This window comes from Psychroserpens sp. S379A (assembly GCF_049800755.1).
GTDB lineage: Bacteria > Bacteroidota > Bacteroidia > Flavobacteriales > Flavobacteriaceae > Psychroserpens.
The window spans coordinates 467,294-484,130 of the sequence record NZ_JBNAFQ010000001.1 but is presented as its reverse complement, the minus strand read 5'-3'; the positions used below and the strand labels follow the sequence as shown (position 1 = coordinate 484,130).

16 protein-coding genes are annotated in these 16,837 nt (G+C 32.0%); 5 read left to right on the top strand and 11 right to left on the bottom strand.

The window, feature by feature from the left end; all coding sequences use genetic code 11:
• The first annotated feature begins 50 nt into the window (after positions 1–50).
• The 3 genes from ACP15M_RS02095 to ACP15M_RS02085 all read left to right on the top strand — a co-directional run bounded on the left by ACP15M_RS02095 (position 51) and on the right by ACP15M_RS02085 (position 4,639).
• Positions 51–2,111, top strand: coding sequence for a S9 family peptidase (locus ACP15M_RS02095; protein WP_425075514.1), 2,061 nt, complete (start codon positions 51–53; stop codon positions 2,109–2,111).
• Positions 2,112–2,188: 77 nt separating this feature from the next.
• The gene (locus ACP15M_RS02090; protein ID WP_425075513.1) at positions 2,189–3,226 is read left to right on the top strand and encodes a PLP-dependent cysteine synthase family protein; all 1,038 of its coding nucleotides are present in this window, start codon (positions 2,189–2,191) and stop codon (positions 3,224–3,226) included.
• Positions 3,227–3,379: 153 nt separating this feature from the next.
• Positions 3,380–4,639 carry an aminotransferase class I/II-fold pyridoxal phosphate-dependent enzyme gene (locus tag ACP15M_RS02085; RefSeq protein ID WP_425075512.1) on the top strand — a complete coding sequence of 420 codons (1,260 nt, stop codon included), beginning with the start codon at positions 3,380–3,382 and terminating at the stop codon, positions 4,637–4,639.
• A 100-nt stretch (positions 4,640–4,739) separates the two neighbouring features.
• Here the strand turns inward: ACP15M_RS02085 and ACP15M_RS02080 are convergent, their stop codons facing one another.
• The 4 genes from ACP15M_RS02080 to ACP15M_RS02065 all read right to left on the bottom strand — a co-directional run bounded on the left by ACP15M_RS02080 (position 4,740) and on the right by ACP15M_RS02065 (position 9,421).
• Positions 4,740–5,447, bottom strand: a complete 708-nt coding sequence (locus tag ACP15M_RS02080; RefSeq protein ID WP_425075511.1) for a 16S rRNA (uracil(1498)-N(3))-methyltransferase — start codon at positions 5,445–5,447, stop codon at positions 4,740–4,742.
• On the bottom strand, positions 5,447–6,085 hold the full coding sequence (locus ACP15M_RS02075; RefSeq protein ID WP_425075510.1) for a peptidylprolyl isomerase: 639 nt from the start codon (positions 6,083–6,085) through the stop codon (positions 5,447–5,449). The genes ACP15M_RS02080 and ACP15M_RS02075 overlap by 1 nt, the downstream gene beginning before the upstream one ends.
• A 100-nt stretch (positions 6,086–6,185) precedes the next feature.
• The gene (locus ACP15M_RS02070; RefSeq protein ID WP_425075509.1) at positions 6,186–6,848 is read right to left on the bottom strand and encodes an ABC transporter ATP-binding protein; all 663 of its coding nucleotides are present in this window, start codon (positions 6,846–6,848) and stop codon (positions 6,186–6,188) included.
• A gap of 50 nt (positions 6,849–6,898) precedes the next feature.
• Positions 6,899–9,421 (bottom strand): DUF5916 domain-containing protein, encoded by a 2,523-nt coding sequence (locus ACP15M_RS02065; RefSeq protein ID WP_425075508.1) that lies wholly within the window; start codon positions 9,419–9,421, stop codon positions 6,899–6,901.
• A 204-nt stretch (positions 9,422–9,625) separates the two neighbouring features.
• Here ACP15M_RS02065 and folE point away from each other — a divergent pair, with 204 nt between their 5' ends.
• Together folE and ACP15M_RS02055 are read left to right on the top strand one after the other, a co-directional pair.
• On the top strand, positions 9,626–10,222 hold the full coding sequence (folE, locus tag ACP15M_RS02060) for a GTP cyclohydrolase I FolE (RefSeq protein WP_425075507.1): 597 nt from the start codon (positions 9,626–9,628) through the stop codon (positions 10,220–10,222).
• 48 nt (positions 10,223–10,270) lie between these two features.
• A complete protein-coding gene (locus ACP15M_RS02055; RefSeq protein WP_425075506.1) occupies positions 10,271–10,558 on the top strand; it encodes a hypothetical protein in 288 nt (95 codons plus the stop codon).
• 64 nt (positions 10,559–10,622) lie between these two features.
• On the opposite strand, the gene ACP15M_RS02050 is transcribed toward ACP15M_RS02055, so the two are convergent.
• From ACP15M_RS02050 to ACP15M_RS02020, 7 genes are all read right to left on the bottom strand, one after another.
• Positions 10,623–11,201 (bottom strand): type 1 periplasmic binding fold superfamily protein, encoded by a 579-nt coding sequence (locus tag ACP15M_RS02050; RefSeq protein ID WP_425075505.1) that lies wholly within the window; start codon positions 11,199–11,201, stop codon positions 10,623–10,625.
• Between the two features lie 35 nt (positions 11,202–11,236).
• Entirely contained in the window at positions 11,237–13,636 is a 2,400-nt protein-coding gene (locus tag ACP15M_RS02045; protein ID WP_425075504.1) for a TonB-dependent receptor, read from the bottom strand.
• Between the two features lie 39 nt (positions 13,637–13,675).
• Positions 13,676–14,008 carry a hypothetical protein gene (locus ACP15M_RS02040; RefSeq protein ID WP_425075503.1) on the bottom strand — a complete coding sequence of 111 codons (333 nt, stop codon included), beginning with the start codon at positions 14,006–14,008 and terminating at the stop codon, positions 13,676–13,678.
• Positions 14,008–14,505 (bottom strand): DUF6787 family protein, encoded by a 498-nt coding sequence (locus ACP15M_RS02035; RefSeq protein WP_425075502.1) that lies wholly within the window; start codon positions 14,503–14,505, stop codon positions 14,008–14,010. The genes ACP15M_RS02040 and ACP15M_RS02035 overlap by 1 nt, the downstream gene beginning before the upstream one ends.
• Before the next feature lie 27 nt (positions 14,506–14,532).
• Positions 14,533–14,964 (bottom strand): DUF6146 family protein, encoded by a 432-nt coding sequence (locus ACP15M_RS02030; RefSeq protein ID WP_425075501.1) that lies wholly within the window; start codon positions 14,962–14,964, stop codon positions 14,533–14,535.
• Positions 14,965–15,094: 130 nt separating this feature from the next.
• Positions 15,095–15,736, bottom strand: a complete 642-nt coding sequence (locus tag ACP15M_RS02025; RefSeq protein WP_425075500.1) for a DUF937 domain-containing protein — start codon at positions 15,734–15,736, stop codon at positions 15,095–15,097.
• A 104-nt stretch (positions 15,737–15,840) separates the two neighbouring features.
• Positions 15,841–16,791, bottom strand: coding sequence for a D-2-hydroxyacid dehydrogenase (locus tag ACP15M_RS02020; protein WP_425075499.1), 951 nt, complete (start codon positions 16,789–16,791; stop codon positions 15,841–15,843).
• Positions 16,792–16,837 lie beyond the last annotated feature (46 nt).

The following is a 16,837-nucleotide window of genomic DNA, read 5'->3' as shown; positions in this document are numbered from 1 at the left end:
AAAATTATGAGTTGCAAAATTACTAAATTGCCAGACTTTTAAAAAGAAAAATGAAGACGACTATTCAAGTTCCTGTTGCTAGAAAAATTCCTAAAGAATTAAAAATTCATAACGATACTAGAATTGATAACTATTTCTGGTTAAATCAACGAGAAGATCAAAATGTTTTAGATTATTTAAATGCTGAAAATGAGTATTATCAGCAAGAAACAGCGCATACCAAAGATTTTGAAACGCAGCTTTTTGAAGAAATGAAAGCTAGAATAAAGGAAGATGATTCCTCTGTTCCATATAAATACAATGGCTATTGGTATATTGTTCGTTACGAAAAAGGTAAAGATTACCCAATTTATACTCGAAGGAAAGAAAGTTTAGATGCTGAAGAAGAATTAATTTTCGATTGTAATGAGATGGCTAAAGGTCATGGCTATTTCAAATTGGTAGGATTAAGTGTGAGTCCAGATAATACGATGATTTCTTTTGGATTAGATACTACAGGAAGACGTCAATACAAGCTTCAAATTAAAAGTTTAATAACAAATGAAGTGTTTTCAGATGTTATAGAAAACACCACAGGATCTTCAACTTGGGCAAATGATAATTGTACCATTTTTTATACTAAAAAAGACGAACTAACCTTAAGAGCCAATCAGATATTTAAACATAAAATTGGTGATTCTGAAGCTAATGATGTATTGGTGTTTACTGAAGATGACGACACCTTTGGTGTTGCTGTTTATAAATCAAAATCTAGAAAGTACCTTATTATTGCGTGCTACAGTACAATGACAAACGAGTATCATATTCTAAATGCCAATACTCCAGATGAAGAATTTAAAGTCTTTCAAAAACGCATACGAGGATTAGAATATAGTATTTCGCATTTTGAAAACCATTTTTACGTGGTTACCAATAAAGATGAAGCGACCAACTTTAAACTCATGAAAACTCATGAAACACTTACCAAGCTTGAAAACTGGGAAGATGTTATTTTACATAGAGACGATGTTCTTATTGAAGACATTGATATTTTTAGAGATTATCTTGTAATTAGCGAACGCTCTAATGGTTTAAATCAGATAAGAATTAAGCGTTGGGATACGACCGAAGATTATTACTTGCCATTTGATGATGAAACTTATACAGCTAATGTTGGAACAAACGTAGATTTCGATACCGAAATGTTGAGGTATTCCTATAATTCGTTAACAAATCCTGCTTCTGTTATCGATTTTAATATGAAAACTAAGGCTAAAGTTGTAATGAAAGAACAGGAAGTTTTAGATCCTAATTTTAATAAAAACAACTATACTTCAGAACGTATTTGGGCAACAGCCACAGATGGTACAAAAATTCCGATGTCTGTAGTAAGACGAAAAGATACCAAGTTAGATGAAAATACGCCTTTATTGCAATATGCCTACGGAAGTTATGGTTCTACCATAGATCCTTATTTTTCAACTATTAGATTGAGTTTGCTAGATAGAGGATTCGTTTACGTAATTGCACATGTTAGAGGAGGCGAATATTTAGGACGACAATGGTATGAAAACGGAAAATTACTAAACAAGAAAAATACCTTTTCAGATTTTATAGATTGCTCTAAATATTTGATTGCACATGGATATACTTCAGAAAAACATTTATATGCCATGGGAGGAAGTGCAGGAGGTTTGTTAATGGGTGTTGTTATTAATGAAGCACCTCAATTATATCATGGTGTAATCGCTCAAGTCCCTTTTGTAGACGTGGTAACAACCATGTTAGACGATACAATTCCGTTAACAACTGGTGAGTATGATGAATGGGGAAATCCGAATAAAGAAATCTACTATAACTACATAAAAAGTTATTCGCCATACGATAATATTGCAAAGCAAAGTTATCCAAACTTGCTTGTAACCACAGGATTACATGATTCGCAAGTGCAATATTGGGAACCAGCGAAATGGGTTGCAAAGCTCAGAACTTATAAACAAGATACTAACAAACTATTCTTGTTAACTAACATGGAAGCTGGTCATGGTGGAGCTTCTGGACGATTTGAAGCTTTAAAAGAAGATGCTCAAGAATTCGCCTTTTTGTTAGACTTAGAAGGAATTACTAGCTAGTTTCAAAAAAAATAGTAATTTTGCAAGGTTTTATGTTCCATTGTTAATTTAACATCTGGAGCTGATAAATAGCGTTTATGAAACAAGACAAACAAGTATTTGATAATGTGTTGCAGTTAATTGGTAAAACACCACTTATCAAATTAAATCAGATAGCTAAAGACTTCGATGGCGACTTCTTCGCTAAAGTTGAAGCGTTTAATCCAGGTCATTCTTCAAAAGATAGAATTGCACTTCACATTATTGAAGAAGCCGAAAGACAAGGTATTTTAACTCCAGGTGATACGATTATTGAAACAACTTCTGGTAATACAGGATTTAGTATTGCAATGGTAAGTATTATTAAAGGTTATGAGTGCATTTTAGCTGTAAGTTCAAAATCTTCTGGAGATAAGATTGATATGTTAAAATCTATGGGAGCACAAGTATATGTGTGTCCTGCTAATGTAAGTGCAGATGATCCTCGTTCATATTACCAAGTGGCAAAACGTTTGCACAACGAAATTAAAGGATCTATTTATATCAATCAGTACTTTAATCAGTTAAATATTGATGCACATTACCATACTACTGGTCCAGAAATTTGGAATCAAACTGAAGGACAAATCACACACTTGGTAGCTTGTAGTGGAACAGGAGGAACAATTTCTGGTATTTCTAAATATCTGAAAGAACAAAATCCAAATGTTAAAGTTATTGGAGTTGATGCTTATGGTTCCGTTTTAAAAAAGTATCACGAAACTCGTGAGTTTGATGATAAAGAAATTTATCCTTACCGAATAGAAGGTTTAGGAAAAAACTTAATACCAACTGCTACAGATTTCGATTTAATAGATAAGTTTGTTAAAGTTACAGATGAAGAAAGTGCGCATACAGCTCGTGAAATATCTAGAACTGAAGGCTTATTTGTTGGATATACAAGTGGAGCAGCAATGCAAGCTTTAAAACAACTAAATGAAGAAGGTGAGTTTAAAAAAGGAGATAAAGTTGTAGTGGTATTTCCAGATCATGGCTCTCGATATATGAGTAAAGTATATAGTGATACATGGATGGAAGAACAAGGCTTTTTTGATAGTAAAACTACTGTGTCTGAAAGTATTCAGTATGTAAAATAAACAAGACACATTATCATACAAACCTATTACATTTATATGTGATAGGTTTTTTTGTGTTAAAAGCTAAGTAAACATTGCCCTTAAAATATTATGCCATCATAATATAATTGACTAATTTTGCGCCAACTAATTAGACTAAATTAATAGCTTTAAATGAAGGATTTATTTGAAAAGATTTATAAAGATAAAGGACCTTTAGGAAAATGGGCTTCACAAGCCGAAGGATACTTTGTATTTCCTAAACTAGAAGGTCAAATATCTAATAGAATGAAGTTTCAAGGTAAAGACGTAATTACTTGGAGTATTAACGATTATCTTGGTCTTGCTAATCATCCTGAGGTTAGAAAGGTAGATGCGGAAGCTGCTGCAGAATATGGCTCAGCTTATCCAATGGGAGCACGAATGATGTCTGGTCATACAGATCTTCACGAACAATTACAAAAAGAACTTGCCGAGTTTGTAAGCAAAGAAGCTGCTTACTTATTAAATTTTGGGTATCAAGGCATGGTGTCTACAGTTGATGCTTTAGTGTCTAAAGATGATATCATTGTTTATGATGTAGATGCGCATGCATGTATTATAGATGGTGTGCGTTTGCACATGGGAAAACGTTTCACGTACAAACATAATGATGTAGATAGCTTAGAGAAAAACCTTGAAAGAGCTACAAAAATGGCGGAACAAACTGGAGGAGGAATTTTAGTAATCTCTGAAGGTGTGTTTGGAATGCGTGGAGAACAAGGTCGTTTAAAAGAAATTGTTGCGCTTAAAAAGAAATTTAATTTCAGATTATTTGTTGATGATGCTCATGGTTTTGGTACTTTAGGTAAAACAGGAGCTGGAGCAGGTGAGGAACAAGGTGTTCAAGATGATATTGATGTGTATTTTGCAACTTTTGCTAAGTCTATGGCTAGTACTGGAGCTTTTATTGCTGCAGATCAAGAAATAATAGATTATTTAAAATACAACTTGCGTTCGCAAATGTTTGCAAAGTCTTTACAGATGCAACTTGTTGTTGGAGCTCGTAAGCGTTTGCAGATGCTAAAAACAATGCCTGAGTTAAAAGAAAATCTTTGGACCATTGTTAATGCATTACAATCTGGATTAAAAGAACGCGGATTTGACATCGGAACAACTCAAAGTTGTGTGACACCTGTATATCTTAAAGGAAGTATTCCTGAAGCGATGGCTTTGGTTCGTGATTTACGTGAAAATTACGGAATATTCTGTTCTATTGTTGTATATCCAGTTATTCCTAAAGGTTTAATTCTTTTAAGAATGATTCCTACAGCAACACATACCTTAGAAGATGTAAATGAAACTTTAGATGCCTTTGATGCTATTAGAGAGCGTTTACAAAATGGAACTTACAAGCGTTTATCTGCTGCAGTTATTGCTGCAATGGGAGAGTAAACGATTCAATTTATATTATGAAAAATCCGATAAGTATTTATCGGATTTTTTTTATTTTTAAAAGATTGGTTTTGTGTAATTTAAATGGGTTTATATAAACTTATGATTCATTTATAAATGCAACTGAATGACAAGCGACAATTGCTGCAGTTTCTGTTCTTAATCTCGTATTTCCTAAAGATACAGGTGTGAAATTAGCTTGCAAAGCTAGCTCAATTTCTTTAGTGCTAAAATCACCTTCAGGTCCAATTAAAATTGTAATCTCTTGATTTGATGTTGCTACTTGCTTTAAAGATGTTCTGTTTGAATCCTCACAATGCGCTATGCATAAAGTTCCTTGGTGCTTTTGTGCAATAAAGTCTTTATAATTAATAGCATCATTTAATTTTGGTAAATAACAACTCAAAGATTGCTTCATGGCAGATAAAATGATCTTTTCATAACGCTCAGCCTTTATAACACGACGTTCGCTATTATCACAAAAAATAGGAGTGATGCTATCTACACCTATTTCAGTAGCTTTTTCTAAAAACCATTCATAGCGATCATTCATTTTTGTTGGAGCAACAACTAAATGCAATGTGTAGTTTCGTTTTGGTTTTATTTCAGAAGTAACAACTTTAGCAATACAATGCTTTTGATCTGCTGAAATTATTTCAGAAGTAAACAAAACACCTTTTCCGTTGGTAATGTATAGTGTATCGCCTTCAGATTTTCTTAAAACTCTAACAATATGTTTGCTTTCTTCTTTTGAAAACTGAATTTGAGACTTATCTTGAGATAATTCTGAATTATAAAATAACTGCATTATTTAACAGGCTCTGTAACTTTTAAAACTTTTATTTCTTCAATATACTTAGTGTCTTCAGTTTTTAAAATCACGTAATACCATTGCTGGTTTGGGATGTCTACTGTGTAAATATCGTTTACATGATATGAGTTGTTAAGTACTTTTTCTTCAAAATCTGGATGTAAATCACCTTCGGTTACCCAGCCTAAGTCACCACCACGATTCGCATTATCATCCATAGAGTAGTGCTTGGCTAAATCTTCAAAACGAAAACCACTTTTGTACTTAGCAATAATGTTTTGGCGAAGCACATTTATTTCTTCCATTGATTTCTGTTTTCCATCTAAAAAAATATAGCTTAATTTTTGATACGGAATTTCGTTTTTATCAATCACTTTGTAATGTGTTTTTTCCATTCCAGTTCGATAAACTTTTTTAGAACCTTTTGCTAGTCTAAAAAGTTCTCCAGCAATTTTAGTATTGTGCTTTTCTTTATTAAAAGTTATGACTCTTCCTTTTAATGATTTGTTTTTTTGAACATATATTTTAGCTTCATCTAGCGTTTGAATTGAATCAAACTCACTTTCAAAATCATTTTGAGAAACACAAACAACTGTTGTTAAGCATGCGACTAATAGTAGAATATGTTTTAGCATAGTTAAGATGGTTTAAGGTTTAATCAAATTTAAACCGAAAGACAAGCCAATAAACAGAAGTTTAATGAAGTTTTTAAGAATTGATTGTTTATAACTTAGGTTAGAGCTGTATTTGTCCGTCAATCATCGTCAGTTTTCGGTCAGCCATATCTGCTAATTCTTGATTATGAGTCACTATAACGAAAGTTTGTCCGAACTCATCACGAAGTTTAAAAAATAACTTGTGAAGATTTTCAGCAGATTCGCTATCTAAGTTACCAGAAGGTTCGTCTGCAAAAATTAGTTTCGGATTATTAACAAGTGCTCTAGCCACAGCAACGCGTTGTTGTTCACCACCAGAAAGCTCATTTGGTTTATGATGATAACGTGATTTAAGTCCTAAAAAATCTAAAAACTCCTTTGCTTTTTGTTCAGCTTCAGTTTGGGTTTTGCCTTGTATAAATGCAGGAATACAAACATTTTCTAAGGCAGTAAATTCGGGTAGTAATTGGTGAAACTGAAAAATAAAACCAATATGAGTGTTTCTAAATTCTGCTAAAGCTTTATCGTTAAGTTTAGCAATGTTGGTATTGTTTATTTTTAAAGTACAATCTGAACTAGAATCAATCTTATCGAGAGTTCCTAAAATTTGTAAAAGTGTTGTTTTTCCAGCGCCTGAAGCACCTACGATAGAAACAATTTCGCCTTCTTTAATGTCAAGGTTAACACCTTTTAAAACGTGTAAGTCGCTATAGTGTTTATGAATGTTTTTAGCTGTAATCATTTAATCTAAAATGTAGTTCGAAAATACTACTTTAAAATGAATAATTGCAATTAAAGAAAATAAGACTCTGTATTTAAGTTTTGTGATAACGTACTTAATTTGTCTAAATTGTTGTTTTTCTTCTTGAAGATATTACGAATGCCATCATAATCTATAAAATATTGTAATCTAATAGAAAGAATATGTTGCATATCTTGATCTAGTAAAGTCTCTACACTATCAAAATAATTTTCGTTCGCTAAAGCATTAGAATTGACTAATTGATTTCTGTACAGTGCTGTTAAGAAGCTTCCAGGAGCAAACTGCCATGAGTAGCTTAAATCTACATTCCAAGTAGAAAAATTTACATCTGAAGAATCTAAACCTAGTTGCTCAAAGGTGTTGTCTGATTTTGTTAAACGACCATTGTCTTGTAAGAAATATGGATTTTCATCATACTTTACTGTGGTCCAATAATTTCTAAATGTTAAGTTTAATGAATTGAAAGGGTTAAAATTATATCCAGCAGATATGCTATTTGTTATAATTTTTTGATCGCGCTCGCCAAATATAATTTCATCATCAATCGTATTTGAGTCATTTGCATAACCTCTATCTCCAAATCTCTTTTCGTAATTAAAATTATATGATACTAAAAACTTATCGTTAAATTGTATTCTAGGGCTAAACCCAAACCATAATTGAGAATTGTTGCGACCTTTTTCAAACATTAAAACACCACCAATATTAGTGTCTAATGCTAAGGTTTTATTATAGTTTGTAGAAATCCATACGTTTCCATTCATGCGGTCTTCATAAATAAAATAGCGCTTATTTTCAAAATCACGAGGTTCAAAAAAATCGTATTGTTTTCCCATTTCATAATTAATGTTTCCACCAAAATCACAAAGCTCTTTTTTAGTTTTACCATAAACACTAACACCAGCATTTTGTCCTGTAAATGTACTTGGTTTATATAGACGATTATAGTTATACCAAGTATTAATACTGAAATTATTTAATTTTTCGGTAGGCTCAAAAATTTGATAGGAAGCATCAACTCCAATGTTGTTAAAATTGTTTCTAAAATTTAGCCCTAAATCATTGATGTCGTAATTTTCATTAGCAAAACTATGATCAAAGCTATATCTTAATTGGCCATGTGATTTTCGTATGAGAAAGAAAGAACTTAAACCAGTTTCAATGCCTGTGTCTAAGTTTCTGTTACTCATTTTTGCTTCAGCTTTAATATTATAAGTATTACGCTTGTTAAAAATATTAGCTACCAATGCAGTAGCATTTGCATCTCTAAAATGTCCTTCTCTTAACACATTTGTATTTACTAAAGCTACAGATGAGTTGCCATTAAATTGTTGGTCTAAGACTAATATATTATAATTGGTAAACGGTTCTACGGTTTCTGATCTAGTTTCTCGAGTGTTGGTATTTAGAATTTTAGCATCTGTTTTTTCGGTAATAGCATTAAAAAAACCAATACCTAATCCGCCTTTAGTTCGTCCAGAAATCTTTAAAGCATTAAGCACTTTGACTTCTTCAGGATCATCTATTAATTCTTCATCATCAGTTAAATCTACACTTCTAGAAGGTGCATTTCCTACACGTCTTGAGAAAAACAAGTTTCCTTTATTGAATAAATCTACACCTTCGGTAAAAAACTGTCGTTGGTCATTAAAGGTTTGTTCAAAAGGTCCAAGATTTAAACTTAAATTATCAAAGCCAGCTTGACTAAAATCAGGAATCAAAGTCGCGTCTAAAGTCATGTTTTCGGTAATTCCATATTTTACATCCATTCCTAGATTAAAATCAGGTTTTTCCATATTATCAAAAACAGTTGAGGCAAAAGGGTAAAGGTTTAATCTTAGAGGAGGTTCAATGTCTTTAATTCCATTTAACTCTCCATGATATAAACCCATATTGCCTTTGGTTGGATCTAGAGGGTTCCACGTGAATTGAGAACGTTCACGTTGAAATCGTCTATGAAACTGCAATCCCCAAGTTTTTACATCTGGAGAAAATCGTAAAGCGCGATATGGGATTTTCATTTCTACAACCCAACCATCGTCATTTATTTTAATTGCGCTATCCCAAACAGCATTCCATCCAAAATCTTCTCCTATACTCGGATTGGCAATAGCATCGGCTTGTGTGCCAGAAGCAAACACAAAAAACTCAGTGTCATTTTGAGCATCATTGTTTGGATTTAGCACAACTAGGAAAAAATCTGCTTGACCAAAATTGTCTCGACTAGTAAATTGTTTTGAAATTAGTTTAGGGTCATCGTACATGTAAGCAGCAACATAAATACCAGAATCGTCATAAGCCATTCTAACAATAGTCCTTTTGTCATTAGTTGTTGTTACTCCTATATCTGGTCTAAATTGAGTGAAATTAGTAGCTATATCGGCATTTTGCCAAACAACATCATTTAATACTCCATCAATTTTTGGAGCAATAGTAGTGCGTTCAATTTGTAATTGTTTTTTGTCTAAAACCTCAGAAATACTATCTGAATCTTGCGAAAAAACAGAAAAGCATGACAATAGAAAAATAATGAATACTAAGTAGAAATTCATTTAAGGTTTGATTGATGATTAGTAGTTAATGTAGTAATGATATTAAGAAAATAAGATTGTTACACTTAGCAATACAAATCTACCTAAGCGCATTACTGAATTTTCATAAACAAACGTTAAAAAAATCTTGTTGTTACTATTTTGGTATGAGAATCTTAAAATTTCATATTCAATTTTTCATTACATTTAATAAAAATATTGACCATGCCTTACCATAAATTTGAAGAATATAATATAAAAGTAACAGACGATGTTAAACAACGCTATGAAGACATCATAAAAGATTTAGGTGAAGATGCTTCTCGTGAAGGTTTGTTGAAAACTCCTGAACGTGCTTCAAAAGCAATGCAATTTTTAACTCAAGGTTATCATCAAGATGCTGCAGAAATCTTGAAAAGTGCCATGTTTAAAGAATCGTATAATGAGATGGTAATTGTTAAAGACATCGAATTGTATTCGCTTTGCGAACATCATATTTTGCCCTTTTTTGGAAAAGCACATATAGCCTATATACCAAATGGTCATATTGTTGGATTAAGTAAAATTCCAAGAATTGTAGATGTGTTTTCAAGGCGACTACAAGTACAAGAACGCTTAACTGAACAAATTTTAGATTGTATTAATGATACACTAAAACCAGAAGGTGTAGCTGTTGTTATTGAAGCGTCTCATATGTGTATGATGATGCGTGGTGTTCAAAAACAAAATTCTACCACAACGACTTCTGGATTTAGAGGTGCTTTTAAAAATATGGAAACCAGAACTGAGTTTTTAAAACTGATTAGTGAAAATTTGTCGTAGGTAATGTTTTGGTATGTTTCTTGTTTACAGTTAATTAAAATTTAATTAATGAATAAATACAAAAAATTAGCATTAAGTATTCTTTTTGATGCGCTTGGCTTTGTCACTTTTTTAATACCAGGAATAGGCGAGTTTGGAGATATTGTTTGGGCTCCAGCTTCGGCTTGGTTAATGACCAAGTTATATAAAGGAAAAACGGGTAAAATTGCTGCTGTTATCTCTTTTATAGAAGAGGCAATGCCTGGCTTAGATGTTGTACCAACATTTACACTCATGTGGTTGTATACCTATGTGTTTAAATCTGAAACAGAAAACAACATCATTGAAGTAAAATAGAGTATAAAAAAATAGACAGGAAACTACCTGTCTATTTTTATCTGTATTACAAAAAGGAGTGTTTTTATTGAACTTCTATTGGATAAGAAACTTCTATATCTGTACTTCCACCAGCACCATTTGGAGTGCCATCATTTGGTTTTGTTGGTTCGTGTATTAAAATAACAGTTAAAGAACCAGAACCTGTAGCTCCAGTAGTTACATTTGTATCAAAGCCTAAAGGATTGTTATTGGCATCTACATCAGTTTTAGCAATAGTTACACCAGCTGTATTTACATAAAAAACTTCATGCTCATCAGCTTCCATTTCTGCAATTTCTTCACTAATATCTTCTGCAGGACTTTCTGTTTCATTCCATAATTTTAATTCACCTGTATAAGTTGCATTTGCCGCTAAAGGTCCAGATACAACTATTGGTTCAGGATCTTGTCCTCCAGGACCATCTAAATCTCTAAACGTTAAAGTTACCACAGAACTATCTGATGTATTAGTAAGTGTATAAACTACAGTTGTGATTAACTCATTTTCATGGTCATGATCGTCATCATGATGATCGCCATCATCGTCGTTAGAGCAACTTACTATTGCTAAGCTAGACATAAATAATAAGGCTAATAATTTGATTGTTTTTATAGTTTTCATAGTTTTTGTTTTATAATTTAACATTGTTTAAATTTTTAATAATTGAGTTTGAGTTTAATATTAAAGTTCCTACCTGTTTCATCTGCAAAGTATCTCAATCTGTTTAGGTTATCTCTATAAGATACGTTAAACAGATTTTCGATGTTAAACTCTACTTTTAAAGTTGCCGTTTTAAATGCATTAAATTGAGCAGAGCTATTAAAATTGAAAAGAGTGTAAGTAGGAGGTGTTGAGCTTATATCTACATAGACATCTTCTTGTATAATTGGATCAAACGTCAAAAAGTTATAATTAGGATATTGTTTTTGTTGTAATACAGTTTTTTGTGTTATTCCAATAGACAATTGGTTAAGTTTCTCATTGGTATATACAATACTATTTGAGAAATTTGTTGAAGGCATATGAATGAGTGGAATATCTTCGGTTAAGTTATCTCCACGTAAAAGACTTATACTTCCAAAATAATTTAAGTTATTAACCAGTTTTTTATTAACATCGATGTCTACACCAAATATTTGGGCATCAACTTGGTTGTATTGCCATTCAACAAAAGCACCTCGTATGGTTGATGCAGTATCAAATGGAATTAATTGAATAAAATCATTAATATATCTATAATACGGACTTATAGAAAACCCAAAATTTCGATTATGTCGCTCTAATGAAATGATTAGCTTATTTGCCACTTCTTTATTTAAAGTGAGTTTTCCAACTTCTATTCTTGCTGCACTGTGATGTAAGCCATCACTAAACAACTCTGAAGCATTTGGCATTCTTGAAGCTAGTCCATAATTAATTAGTAATTCAAAATCATTTTGAAAATGTCTAGTTAGTCCTAAACTTGCTGATATATTATGAAAATTGAATTTTGGAAATGTGAGTATTTCAGAATTATCTATAATACCTGAGCTAAATTCAGGAAATAATTCGTCATAGTTATTGTCATTCCAATCAAATACTTTGTACTTTTTTTCAGCTTCAATTCGCGCATAATCATATCTGATACCAGCACTTATTTCAGTGAATAAATTAAGATTATAGCTTCCAGTAGCATAAATTCCAACTTCATATTTATCGTAATCTGGTATTAAAGGAATACTAATTCCGGTTCCAGAAACTGCATCATTTTGTTGATAGCGTAATAGGAAACCAGTATTTAGAATTAAATCTTCAATTGCATCTATTCTTAAATTTGGTTGAAATGAAGTTGTAAACAATCTAAAATCTGAAGCAGGAGTATCTTTAAAACGTTCTCGTCTTCTGTCAAATTCTTTTCGTCTATTAATTTGAAAATCATATTGAAGGCTTAGCTTTCCAAGACCTTTAAATCGCTTATAAGCTTCAACTTTACCTAAATGATGCAATACAGATTGTTTAGGATTGTCAATTGTATGCGAAAAATCACCAATATATGCTGGTTCTTCGCTATTAATTGCTCTTACTAAGTTATTTACATTTCCTACATGAGAGGCTCTTAAAATTCCAATAGTATTATTTACATAACTATAATAAACATCAAAACCTTTTTCAAATGATTTGTAACCAAATCGCACTGAAGCATTAATGCTCTTAACACCAGAATTAGACAATTGATATGCGCTAGCTTTAAAATCTCCAAATTGTTTATAATTAGCTTGTGCTTTGGCGTAAAATCCACTCTTAAAGGTTTTAACTAATTCAGAATTAATATTACCACCTAAACCGTTTGAATTAAACGATGTAGAGCTTTTACCAAACAAACTGTCTTTAACAGCATAATTCTCTGGTCGAATTAAAATTAATCCACCAATGGCATCACTACCATACCTAAGCGTATTCGAGCCTTTAATAACTTCTAATCGTCCACTAGAATTTATATCAATATTTGGAGCATGTTCTTCTCCCCATTCTTGATCAAATTGACGCACATTATTGTTTATAATTAAAAGTCTGCTACTATGTAAACCATGTATCATAGGCTTAACTATAGTATTTCCAGTGTTTAGTGAAGAAACACCACTAATAGTGTTAAGCGCATCGCCTAATGATTTGTCTGAAAAGTTTTCAATTACCTTTTTAGAAACCGACTGTTGTATGCTTGTTTTTTCAGTTTTAGAATTTGTAGCTACAACAACTTCTTTAAGCTCTTCTAAATGATGCTCTAAGGTAATAGACTTAAAGATATCACTTTGCATATTGATTGTTACTGTTTTAGTTTCACAACCAACATGAGAAATCGTTAAAGTTAAATCGCCTTTACAAAGGTTTTCTATTTTAAACTTTCCATCAAAATCAGACACAATATACTTGTCTAGATGTTGTATGTAAATATTTGCTGCTGAAATAGGAGAGTTATCATGAAAATCTTTAATTTCTCCTAATAAGGTCAACGAACAATTTTGAGCTTTTGCTATTCCTATACATAGGAAGCATAAGCAAATCATATAATATTTCATTGAAATTTTATTTAATGTAAAAAGATATAATCTTAATGTTTACACTAAATAGGGAGGACCTCTTAAGTATGAGGTTATTTGTTGTTGACTTTTTAGATATGAATAATATTCAATTTCAAGTACTGATGGCTCAAAATCCTGTTTTAAGTCATAATTACTTATAGTAATAAACGAATTGTGGTTAATTTTGAATTTAAAAAACTCACAATCCGTATCAATTTCATGAAAATGCGATTGATTTTCACCTAAACACACTTCATGCTCATGATTGCTAAATAGGTGAGTAAACTTAACACCAATAGGAGCCACCAAACAAATTACAACAAGGCTTGTTGTAATTTTAGATATTATATGTTGCTTGAAGTTTTTCACTATTTAATCAACTTACCTAAACCAAATCGTTTTAGCATTTTCTTTTCAAACGCCCAGAAAAATTTAAACTGACCAAAAAGCCAACCAAAGGCGACTAATAGAATTTGATAGAAAATTAGGCCAATAATAATAAATAAAACCCAATAAATAAAAGGGTTTAGGTTTTCTTTAGTAATTCCTATAAGTTTCATTATTGGTCGTCCAACATACATAGAAGATGATCCTGTTATTGCAAATACAATAAACACCCGAATCATTTCCCATTTATAATCTAATATCCACTTGTGTTCTAATTTTTTGAAAATTAAAAGTGTTAGTTTTAATAAGACAAAAAACAGGAGTATAGCTACTATAATTGTTACAAAAATAGAATACGGCTTTGTAAAGATAAGTGTGAGTTTATAAGCACTATAACCTAATCCTATAATGCCAAGAACAGGAAACAACAATTGCCAGTTTTTTTGAATTTCCCAACGCGATTTAAATGTTTCTAACATAGCTTTAATTTGCTATGCAAAGATACCTCAAATTCTAGGAACAAAAGATGATAATCTTTGATTATATGTCAATTGAAAATAGATAAAATAATTATATAATTTATAGTTTACCTCGTATCCATAATCAACATTGGGCAGATAGTCAATTTGCAACTGATACATGTTAGAATCGTATCTTAAAGGTTGTAATACGCGAGAATTCCATTCTTGGACAAAAATACGATTTCTAGCTTCCATAAATGGCTGCGAATAATAGCCTTCAGGTCTTGCAATTGATGCTAGCCAAGCGTTAAATCCTGGTTCAATAATTATGATATCATATTCTAGCTCATCACTTGTAAGCCTAAATAAATCTTCTTCAGGAACATCTGGTTCATTGCTAGCTTCGGCTATGCTTTGCGAGCTGTTGCAGCCTGTCACTAAAATTACAGCGACAATAAATTTAATAAAAGGTTTCATAACGTGTTTTAGGTTAAAGTTACAAAATTCTTAGCGTATTTTTGTTTTAAGACAGAATGAATAAGTGTTAATATACAAGTATAAAAAAAGCCAGATGGTAGTCTGGCTTTAAATAATTAGTAGTGTTGAATTAATTTTTGCCTCCAAAAAGACCTCCAAGAAGTCCTCCTAATCCGCTTTGTTTTTTGTTACCTCCAAGAACCATTCCAGCAACATCATCAATAACGCTTCCGTCACCATCTGCATCTAAAATAGATTCTAAAAAGCTTTGTTCGTTTTTAGTTTCATTACCACCTAATAAGCCTCCAAGTAAACCTGTTAGTTGGTTTGGGTCACTTACATTATTTTGACGCGACTGTTTTCCTAAAACACCCATTATTATTGGCGCAGCTACTTTTAAGATTTCACCAACTGAACTAGCATCGATACCAGCTTTTTGCCCAATAACTTGTTGTACTCCATTTTGTCTCTGACCTAAAACGTGTCCAAGAATTTTAGAGCCATCAGTTTTTACACTGTCATCAACACCACCACCAAATAATCCTCCTAAATTGTCTAAAATGCTACCATCGTGTTTGCTGCTTAAAGCTCCCATTAAACCTTGAGCGCCTTCTGGAGTAGAAGCGTTACGTTCCATAGCTTTCATTAAAACAGGCAAAGCCATAGTAAGTACACTGCTAGTTTTATTTTGATCTGTTCCTGTTGAGCCTGAAACACCACTAATAATGGTTTTTCCTAGGTCACTGTTTAATAAGTCTAAAATTCCTGACATAATATATATTGTAAAGGTTAATAAAAATTGAACTTTCAAGGTACAAAAAAGTCCTAATATATATTTAGGACTCATTTGTATTTGAAAAGTCACATTATTTAGACTTATTTTAAGATGTTAATAATTTGATTAGCCAGTTCAGTACCAATTCGATCTTGTGCTTCATTGGTTGCTGCTCCTGTATGTGGTGTTAGTGATAATGCAGAATTCATTAACAACTGAATTTCAGGTTTTGGTTCGTTTTCAAAAACATCTAAAGCTGCTCGTGCAACTTTACCACTTTCGATCGCTTTTACTAAAGCTACTTCATTAATTACTCCTCCACGTGCAGCATTAGCCATAATGACACCATCTTTCATTTGACTAAACTCTTTTTCATCAATAATATAATCTTTTTGAGCAGGCACATGAAGTGTTAAAAAATCGGCTTGTTTTAAAACATCTTCTTTTGAAATGGTATCGATTTTAAAGTTTAATTTTTGTCCATCAAAGAATTCTAATTCTAAATTTGAGGTTTCAATAAATGGGTCGTAAGCTACAATATTCATTCCTGCACCAATAGCTACCTTAGCTGTAGCTTGCCCAATTCTTCCAAAGCCAATAACACCAAGTGTCTTTCCTTTTAATTCAGTTCCTTTAGCATACGCCTTTTTTAATCCTTTAAAATTTGCATCACCTTCAAGTGGCATATCACGATTTGAATTATGTAAAAAACGCGCTAAACCATAAAAATGACCAAACACTAATTCGGCTACCGAATGAGATGACGCAGCAGGTGTATTAATAACATGTAAACCTTTGCTGCGTGCGTAATCAACATCAATATTGTCCATGCCAACACCACCACGACCAATGATTTTAAGGCTAGGACAGTTATCAATAATATTTTTTCTAACCTTTGTTGCGCTTCTTACCAATAGCACATCTATGCTGTTTTCATTGATGTAATTTTCTAATTGCTCTTGAGCAACTGTTGTAGTTAATACTTCAAATCCTGCGTTTTCTAATGCTTCAATACCACTTTGCGAAACACCATCATTTGCTAATATTTTCATATTTAAGTAAAAAGTTAAAAGCTAAAAGTTAAAAGTTCTGTAAACT

Excerpts from the sequence above, each read along its gene's own strand:
- ACP15M_RS02095 (WP_425075514.1), top strand. The coding sequence starts at position 51 with ATGAAGACGACTATTCAAGTTCCTGTTGCTAGAAAAATTCCTAAAGAA.
- ACP15M_RS02090 (WP_425075513.1), top strand. The coding sequence starts at position 2,189 with ATGAAACAAGACAAACAAGTATTTGATAATGTGTTGCAGTTAATTGGT.
- ACP15M_RS02085 (WP_425075512.1), top strand. The coding sequence starts at position 3,380 with ATGAAGGATTTATTTGAAAAGATTTATAAAGATAAAGGACCTTTAGGA.
- ACP15M_RS02080 (WP_425075511.1), bottom strand. The coding sequence starts at position 5,447 with ATGCAGTTATTTTATAATTCAGAATTATCTCAAGATAAGTCTCAAATT.
- ACP15M_RS02075 (WP_425075510.1), bottom strand. The coding sequence starts at position 6,085 with ATGCTAAAACATATTCTACTATTAGTCGCATGCTTAACAACAGTTGTT.
- ACP15M_RS02070 (WP_425075509.1), bottom strand. The coding sequence starts at position 6,848 with ATGATTACAGCTAAAAACATTCATAAACACTATAGCGACTTACACGTT.
- ACP15M_RS02065 (WP_425075508.1), bottom strand. The coding sequence starts at position 9,421 with ATGAATTTCTACTTAGTATTCATTATTTTTCTATTGTCATGCTTTTCT.
- folE (WP_425075507.1), top strand. The coding sequence starts at position 9,626 with ATGCCTTACCATAAATTTGAAGAATATAATATAAAAGTAACAGACGAT.
- ACP15M_RS02055 (WP_425075506.1), top strand. The coding sequence starts at position 10,271 with ATGAATAAATACAAAAAATTAGCATTAAGTATTCTTTTTGATGCGCTT.
- ACP15M_RS02050 (WP_425075505.1), bottom strand. The coding sequence starts at position 11,201 with ATGAAAACTATAAAAACAATCAAATTATTAGCCTTATTATTTATGTCT.
- ACP15M_RS02045 (WP_425075504.1), bottom strand. The coding sequence starts at position 13,636 with ATGAAATATTATATGATTTGCTTATGCTTCCTATGTATAGGAATAGCA.
- ACP15M_RS02035 (WP_425075502.1), bottom strand. The coding sequence starts at position 14,505 with ATGTTAGAAACATTTAAATCGCGTTGGGAAATTCAAAAAAACTGGCAA.
- ACP15M_RS02030 (WP_425075501.1), bottom strand. The coding sequence starts at position 14,964 with ATGAAACCTTTTATTAAATTTATTGTCGCTGTAATTTTAGTGACAGGC.
- ACP15M_RS02025 (WP_425075500.1), bottom strand. The coding sequence starts at position 15,736 with ATGTCAGGAATTTTAGACTTATTAAACAGTGACCTAGGAAAAACCATT.
- ACP15M_RS02020 (WP_425075499.1), bottom strand. The coding sequence starts at position 16,791 with ATGAAAATATTAGCAAATGATGGTGTTTCGCAAAGTGGTATTGAAGCA.